Source organism: Methylobacterium haplocladii (genome assembly GCF_007992175.1).
In the GTDB taxonomy this organism is placed as follows: domain Bacteria; phylum Pseudomonadota; class Alphaproteobacteria; order Rhizobiales; family Beijerinckiaceae; genus Methylobacterium; species Methylobacterium haplocladii.
Genome location: NZ_BJZT01000069.1, coordinates 1 through 7647 on the forward strand (window position 1 = coordinate 1; position 7647 = coordinate 7647).

The following is a 7647-nucleotide window of genomic DNA, read 5'->3' on the forward strand; positions in this document are numbered from 1 at the left end:
CCCTTCGATCCTCCTCGGGAAGGGCCACATATCTGACTATATCACTGATGCACAAGTAAGGGCGATGCATGGTGATCTCGCGCACCCGAATAAGCGGGCCGGTCCGCGAGTATGTGATCCAATATCACATCCGCTCACAAGCCAATTGGTATGTAAATAAGTTTAGCGGGCTGCTTTCGAGGGGACGATACATACAATTCGCGCGGCTGGCCAAGGCGGTTGGTCCGCGCAGAGGAGGGCTGCCGTTGTTTCGACCGCCCGCTGCGCTGCTGCGATGTGAGGGCAGTTCAAGCAGCGTTGACTGCTAACCTAATATCAGGCCACCTCGATGCTCTGCCGGATGCGCCAAGGACACTAACAATGACTCCAGCGACGGCTGCCATTGTCGGCTACACGGGATTTGTTGGATCGAATCTCCTCGCGCGCCCGTCGCGGACACTGAAATACGACTATCTCTTTAACTCCAAGAACGTAGCCACACTTGGCCAACGTTCCTACGAAGCCGTCGTCTGCAGCGCTGTCCCAGCTATCAAATGGTTAGCTAACAAGAATCCGAGCGAGGACTGGGCGCAAATATCCGCCTTGCTCGCGCAGCTGAGAAACCTGAGGACCGAGCGGTTCATCCTGATTTCGACCGTCGATGTTTATCCCGATCCGGCAGGTGGAAACGACGAAGGCTACGACTTCGAGGCCTATGCCGATCACGCCTATGGCCGCCATCGACGCATGGTCGAGGAGTGGGTCATCGAGAACTACCCTTTAGCCCACACCATAATCCGATTGCCGGCCTTGTTTGGAGAAGGTCTAAAGAAGAACGCGCTCTTCGATCTCATGACGAAGAACATGCTCGAAAAGGTTAGCTCCGGTAGCGCCTACCAATGGTACTCACTTGCGAGGCTGGCAGGTGACGTCGATACCACTCTCGAATCCGGGTTGACCCAAATCAATCTTGTCACGCCGCCGATCCAGATGAGGACGATCCAGGAGCGATTTTTTCCCGCGGAAAGGATCGGCGGGATGGGTTCGGCACCCGCGACATACGACGTAAGAACGGCGCATGCCGACGTATTCGGCCATCCGGGACGTGGATACATCGCGGACGAAGAGGCGACGCTTCGGGAGATGGAAGGTTTTCTGGCAGCGAAGTGTGGGACGGCGGGATGATCCGCGGGGAAAACTTCGCACTGTCGAACCTGTGCTGGCCAATCGATGAGGATCGCGCCGCATTACGGATCATAAGCGCTCTCGGATATCGAGGCCTCGAGCTCGCTCCGTTCAAGGTGTTCGGCGGCTGGGACGGTGTGACACGAGCCGAAATCGTGAGCTACGCGCGTTTCGCAGCGTCCGAAGGGCTGACTGTCGTGGCACTCCAGGGCATTCTTTTCGGGGCGAACCTGGGTCCGATCTTTTCAGGACCAGATGCGCGGCTGGCTTTGCTGAAGCATGCCGCTCAGGTCGCGCGGATGGCAGGCGAGTTCGGCGGTCTGCGGTGCGTCTTCGGTGCGCCGGGCTTGAGGAAGCGGCTCGGCCTTTCCGCTTCGGAAGCCGATCGTATTGCCGTTCCGCTATTCCAGGACCTCGGTAGGATCTTCGACGATTACGGCTCGATTCTGGTCCTCGAAGCGAATCCGGAGAGCTATGGCTGCGAGTATGTGACCAAGACCGGTGAGGCCGTGTCGCTCGTTGCTCAAGTCGACCATCCGGGATTTCAGGTCCACATCGACACCGGGACCATCTGCATCAACGAGGAGAGCGGGGAGGCCCTCAGGTCTTACGCGAGCGCCGCCGCCCATTTTCACGTCAGCGAACCCGATCTCGTTCCGCTATCCTTCGCCAATGCCCGCCATGGGCAATTTGGGGATATCCTCCGGTCGTCGGCTTACGCGGGCTGGATCTCCGTCGAGATGAAACAGCCGGAAAGCGATTGGCGATCGTGTCTCCAGCGCTCCGCTCAAGTCATCGAGGCCTGCTATGACGTCTGAGGCGGTTGGTGAGGCCATCCTCCCCGAAGGTGTTCCGCGCTTCGTGGTCCATAGTCTTCGCCAGTCCGCGCATAGGTACGCTGTCGTCGTTCCGGTCATCAATGAAGGCGTGCGTATCGAGCGACAGCTGATGGCGATGGAAAAGTTGCCGTTTCCGATCGACATCGTGATCGCGGACGGCGGGAGCGATGACGGTTCGGTCGACCCGGACAAGCTCGCGCGCTTCCGCCAGGTCCGCGCCGTCTTGATCAAGGCCGATTCCGGACGCCTGAGCGCACAGCTTCGCATGGCCTACGCGTGGTGCCTGCAGAACGGCTATGCCGGCATCGTGACCGTCGACGGCAATGGCAAGGACGGGGTCGCGGCGATCGCAGACTTCTTCGCCAAGCTCGATGCCGGATACGATCTTGTTCAAGGATCGCGGTACGTTGCGGGCGGTGTCAGCGAGAACATTCCACTCGATCGCTACGTCGCCGGCCGCTGTATCCATGCGCCGCTGATCAGTTTGGCCTCTCGGCGATTCTGGTACACGGACACAACAAACGGGTTCCGGGCCTATTCGCGCAATCTCCTCCTCGACGGGCGCGTCGCTCCGTTCCGTGCGAGGTTCGACCGGTATCAGCTTCTCTTTTATCTCTCCATCCGCGCGCCGAGGTTGGGCTTCCGTGTCTGCGAGATCCCGGTCGAGCGCCGGTATCCTGCCAACACGGCCACGCCCACAAAGATTTCGGGCCTGCGCGGGCGGCTGAGCATGCTGCAGGAGCTCTTCGATGTCGCCATCGGCAAATACAATCCGGAACGGCACAGGCGCGTGGTGGCTCAAGATGTCGTTCAAGGAACTCGATAAAAGGCTGATCGGCCGCTTCTCGCTTGTCACGGTTGTCGGCTTTGCCGTCGATTTTCTTGTCGCCTATGTCGTGATCCGATCAGCTCACTTGTCGGCTCCGATGGCGGCATCGGTCGGATTCGTTTCGGGCTTCGTCGTCAACTGTGTCCTGCACGACCGGTTCACGTATGGATCATTCGCGGAGAAGGTCTCCCTCAAGCGTGCTGCCGGTATCCTCGCCGGTGCTGTTGCGGCGGTCGTTACGCGAGTGCTCGTGATCGTTACGCTCGAGTTCTTGTTCAAGCCGGCTCCTGACAAGGCTTTCGTGCTCATATTACTCGCGGCTGGCGTGTCTTGCGTCGTCAATTTTTGCGTGAGTTCGATCGCTGTCCGTCCGAATGGAATCTGCATGCGGCTTCGGGGCGCCAAGCGAGTAGAGGCATAGCGTCATCCTTTAGCACTCCCCTCGCAGCCGGCGCCTGCTCGACCGGGCGCTGACCTTGCCCCCTGTTTGCCCCCGTTCATAACCAGAGTCCGTTCTCGTCTGTGTTTCGGCGTGCAACTTTGACCCCGTGAGGTGGGGATCGGCCTCCAATTCTGGCTCTTCCGCACATTTGGTGCTGACGCTTTTGCTGGCGGTTTTGGAGACTGTGGCCCGCTGGTGATTGCGGGTCATGCGGCTTGGAGAACGCGCTGTCGGAGGAGATCGAAGCCGGCGCGGCCGTACATGGAGCGCTCGATCAGCTTGAGACGGTTGACCTGTCCCTCGACCGGTCCGTTGCTCCAGGGCTCCGCGATGGCCGCGCGCACGGCGTCCTGGTCCTGACGCAGCCCGGCGACGAAGCCGTGGAGATCGGTTGGAGCAGCCGCCGCCAACCACGGCTCCAAATCTGCGGGCTCGCCATGGCTCAAGATCTCGTGGAAGCCGCGCACGTGCTCGGCGGCATCCGAGAGCTTGGGCGCGATTGTGCGAAGAATCTCGATGAAGCGGCGATCGTCGGGAGAGAGGTGTGCCGAATCGCTCGCCAGCCACCGCGTGATGCGGCGCGTCGAGGGGATCCGGGCGGACAGCGATCGGACCTGCATGCGTTGCCGTCTCGCCCAACGCCGGACGATATCGTAGCCGCCATCGAAGCCGAGTGCTTGGAGGTCGCGATAGAGTGCGGCGCTGTTGCGCTGGCCGTCCTGCCAGCGCTCCTCGATGAAAGAGCGGTGACGGTCGAGCCGGCTCGGTTCTGGTGCTCGGCGGTAGGGGACGAAGGCACCGGACCGCACCCATAGGCGCACGCTGTTGCGGGAGGCTCCGAGGTGGCGGGCGATTGCCTTGATCGACAGGCCCTCGCCGTGAAGGCGCAGCACCGTCTCGCAGCGGGCGCGTCGCTGCCCCCCTCCCTTCGAGAGGCCCGGGTCGCCCTCGACGATCGGTGTCGGAGCCTGGATCGTGGGAGCGCTCTGGCGTGCGGCATCCCGGAACTCGGGTTGATGCCGCTCGACGAGAGCCCGCAAGGCCTCGGAGGCGTTGACGAGAAGATGCCAGCGATCCGCGACCTGGATCGCCCCCGGCGCGCCCAGCCGTGCGGCCTCGGCATAGGGTCCTGAACGATCGCGGCTGACGACGGTGACGCTCGGACACCTCGAAATACCCCTTCCGCGCGGGGCGGTGTCGTGATTCCCTGACGTTGTCGACGTTGGGGAGGCTCGGATGGGTCAGCCAGGGTTCTTCGATCTGGATGAGCGCTATCAGCGTTTGTCGGAGAACGGCGATCCGTTGGTGAAGCTCGCGGCCCTGATCGACTTCGAGGCGTTCCGACCGAAGCTGGCCACCGCACTGAAGCGGTCCGACGGATCGAAGGGGGGCCGCCCGCCTTACGACGCGGTCCTTATGTTCAAAATCCTGATCCTCCAGACGCTCTACACGCTGTCGGACGACGCCAGCGAGTTCCAGATCCGAGACAGGCTGTCGTTCATGCGGTTCCTCGGGCTGGGGTTCGAGGATGCGGTGCCGGATGCCAAGACCGTGTGGCTGTTCCGCGAACAGCTCACGCGGGCCGGTGCCATCGACGATCTGTTTGCCGCCTTCGACGCCTGGCTGAAGGGCAAGGGGTATCTCGCGATGTCGGGCCAGATCATCGAAGCCTCGATCATCGCGGCGCCGCGTCAGCGCAACACCGATGCCGAGAAGGCGGCTCTGAAGGAAGGCCGGATCCCTGAAGCGTGGGCGGCAAGACCGAAGAAACTCGCACAAAAGGATCGCGATGCTCGCTGGACCCTGAAGCGGGCCAAGGCACGGCCCGCAAAGGCGGCCGGCACGAAGGCCAAGGTCGAAATCGCCATCCCGGTGTTCGGGTACAAGACGCACGTCTCGATCGATCGCAGGCACGGCTTCGTCCGCCGCTTCAGCGTGACCAGCGCGGCCGCCCATGACGGGGCGCAACTGGCCAACGTCCTCGATCCGGCCAATACGGCAAGTGACGTCTGGGCCGACACCGCCTACCGCTCCAAGGCCAACGAAGCCCATCTCGCCAAAAACGGCCGCCGCTCGAAGATCCACTTCCGGCGACAGTCTGGCCTCGATCTGACGCCGGCGCAGCGCAAAGCCAACCGCGCCCGCTCCCAGGTCCGCTCGGCCGTCGAGACGGTGTTCGCCGGCCAGAAGCACCGCTTCGGCCTGTTCGTACACACCATCGGTCTGGCCCGAGCCCGGACCAAGATCGGGCTCGCTAACCTCGCCTACAACCTCCAGCGCTTCCTTTGGATCGAGGCCCAGCCGGTGGCGGCCTGAGGCAACCCCGGGATGGGGCCCTGCGCCCGCTCACGACCATCGTCAGCCTGTCAGAACGCCGGTCCGATCACGCCAGAGCCGCCAACGGCGTCGAATCGACGGCCAAAAACCTGCAACTGCAGGGTTCTTCGAGGTGTCCGCTCGGATGGGCGGCGAGCCAATCCCGCACCGGTGCCGAGGAACGGCCGGATAGCGGCACGTAGCCGAGCTCGTCGACGATCAGGAGCTTCACCGCGGCCAGTTCGCGCTACAGCCGGCGCAGACGGCGCGCGTTGCGGGCCTCCAGAAGCTGTTTGACCAGCGAAGCCGCGGTGGTGAACGCAACCGAGAAGCCCTTCTGGCAAGCCCCCAGGCCGAGAGCCAAGGCGATGTGGGTCTTCTTGACCGGCTTGGTGCGGGTGTAGCCCGGCGGCAGCGAGAACGATGCCTTATTCCGCCGGCATCGACTGGAGCTGTAGGGAGCGCGAATCTTTTGGCTGCGGGCCAAAATTTAATTCGTTTCGGTTGAGCGCGACAGATTAATATCAACACAATAATCTATACCACAGACTTATCAAGAATATTCCATAATATCCAGGCCGCGGAGAGATAAGCCTCGGACCGCTCGAGTTTTGATCCGTAGCTCGGATGTTAAGTTTTGGATGCAGCATCGAAAGATATTGGATTGCAATAGCCGTTCGTTGGACGGCCGGGCCAAAGATTCAGACACGCCGGCAGCCCTTATTGAGGCTCACGCTGTCCAGGCTTCAATCTGACTGGGAGCCCCTCGAAAGGCTGAAGTAGTTCACCTAGCCGCCCGCTTATAGAAATCGCGCAGGACTTCTGCTGCAGAGGCGGCGCGTTCCGCTTTGAACTCCGCACTTCTGGCGAGGGCGCGGATCGCGACTTTGTCGCCATCCATGATGGCCAGCTGTAGTCTCCTCACCACGTCATGTACGGCATTTGCATCCGCAACAGCGACGTCGAACTTCGATGATGTCGTTGGCGATGAAGGGATCGGCCGTTTCGGCGCACTGCGCTGCTGTTCGATCAGCTTTCCGTCACTGGTGAAGAGACGCAGGTAAGTTCGATCCATCTTGACGCTCCCGCACGAGACGAACGGCCTTTGGCTTTCGCGCTTTGACCACGATGGCGGCGCCCCCGGATGCAGCAGCCGTCATCCCGACGAATGTATCCTTGACCATCATGGCGCTTTCCTGACCCGCTGGAGGCTCCAGCTGTCCTTGAGAAGAGCACCTCGTAGGTCGATTCTGCAGCCTTATGCTGCCATGGCTTCGAGAACGAGATACTTCACGGCCGCGTGCTCGTCCAACCAGACTTGAGGTGAGCAGTCCAGATCGCCTTGAGGCACTAGCACTCGAAAGCGGTCTCCGACGTGGCGGTCGTGCCTCTCGGCGCCGCGCAATTTTCTGAGATCGACTGCGGCTACCGTTCAGGGCTGGCAAAGTCAGGCTGCGATGTCCGGAATTTGCCCAACGCGCCGCCGCTGCTTCCCTATAGAAGCACGATCTCGCGGAAGAACCGCGACGTTGGGCTCTGAAATGCCGCTGTCGCACGTCGCCTGAACGCGGTCGGCGACCGATGCCTCGACAGGTTCAGGACCAAAGACGATGGCGATCTTTCGGTGTCTGCTCGTACCCAACGGGAATGCCCCCCGACAAGGCCGAAGCGCGCGACTAAGCCCAAACCGGGACGCAGACCTTGGCCGTTCGACACAAACCTAAGGGCCAGCGTCAAACCCGAAGCGGTTCAGCGCAAACGGGCCGGTACCAGCATTCGGCTCTCGAAAGGCCTTCGTCGTCGGACGCACGATCGTCGCAGGCTATGACGCCCGCTCCTGAATGGGGGGAGCGCTGACTCGAGCCGTCGTGGAGGAAGCTGCCGCGACCTTGAGGTAGCTTTCTTTGACGGGTGCCGGCACGGATGGAGCCGGCTCCGCACTGAGCTGCGGGGACTTGTTCAGTTCGCCCGCAATGCGCTCGACGAGAACCTGTACTTTGCCGAGCCGCCGGCACACGGCTTCAGATCCGGCCGCTTCTTGCAAGGCCGCGAGATCG

7 protein-coding genes and 2 pseudogenes are annotated in these 7647 nt (G+C 61.8%); 5 read left to right on the forward strand and 4 right to left on the reverse strand.

What is annotated here, in order from left to right; translation table 11 throughout:
- Positions 1-360: 360 nt before the first annotated feature.
- The 4 genes from MHA02_RS21600 to MHA02_RS21615 are packed head-to-tail and all read left to right on the forward strand — an operon-like array spanning position 361 to position 3253.
- Positions 361-1164: an NAD-dependent epimerase/dehydratase family protein gene (locus tag MHA02_RS21600; RefSeq protein WP_147082618.1), complete on the forward strand. Its 804-nt coding sequence runs from the start codon at positions 361-363 to the stop codon at positions 1162-1164.
- Entirely contained in the window at positions 1161-1982 is an 822-nt protein-coding gene (locus MHA02_RS21605; protein ID WP_147082620.1) for a sugar phosphate isomerase/epimerase family protein, read from the forward strand. Before MHA02_RS21600 ends, MHA02_RS21605 begins: the two co-directional genes overlap by 4 nt.
- A complete protein-coding gene (locus MHA02_RS21610; RefSeq protein WP_147082622.1) occupies positions 1972-2829 on the forward strand; it encodes a glycosyltransferase family 2 protein in 858 nt (285 codons plus the stop codon). The genes MHA02_RS21605 and MHA02_RS21610 overlap by 11 nt, the downstream gene beginning before the upstream one ends.
- Complete coding sequence (locus tag MHA02_RS21615) at positions 2807-3253, forward strand: GtrA family protein (RefSeq protein ID WP_170249433.1); 447 nt, start codon at positions 2807-2809, stop codon at positions 3251-3253. Before MHA02_RS21610 ends, MHA02_RS21615 begins: the two co-directional genes overlap by 23 nt.
- Positions 3254-3480: 227 nt before the next feature.
- On the opposite strand, the pseudogene MHA02_RS21620 reads toward MHA02_RS21615, so the two are convergent.
- Positions 3481-4470 (reverse strand): annotated as a pseudogene (locus MHA02_RS21620) (ISL3 family transposase); the annotation flags it as partial.
- A 40-nt stretch (positions 4471-4510) separates the two neighbouring features.
- On the opposite strand from MHA02_RS21620, the gene MHA02_RS21625 reads away from it, so the two are divergent.
- Positions 4511-5590, forward strand: coding sequence for an IS5 family transposase (locus tag MHA02_RS21625; RefSeq protein WP_147082629.1), 1080 nt, complete (start codon positions 4511-4513; stop codon positions 5588-5590).
- A 187-nt stretch (positions 5591-5777) separates the two neighbouring features.
- On the opposite strand, the pseudogene MHA02_RS22790 reads toward MHA02_RS21625, so the two are convergent.
- From MHA02_RS22790 to MHA02_RS22505, 3 genes and pseudogenes are all read right to left on the reverse strand, one after another.
- Positions 5778-5969, reverse strand: a pseudogene (locus MHA02_RS22790) (ATP-binding protein); the annotation flags it as partial.
- A gap of 405 nt (positions 5970-6374) precedes the next feature.
- Entirely contained in the window at positions 6375-6665 is a 291-nt protein-coding gene (locus MHA02_RS21635; protein ID WP_147082630.1) for a hypothetical protein, read from the reverse strand.
- 747 nt (positions 6666-7412) lie between these two features.
- On the reverse strand, positions 7413-7647 hold a 235-nt coding region (locus tag MHA02_RS22505; RefSeq protein WP_210245104.1), incomplete at its 5' end, for a hypothetical protein.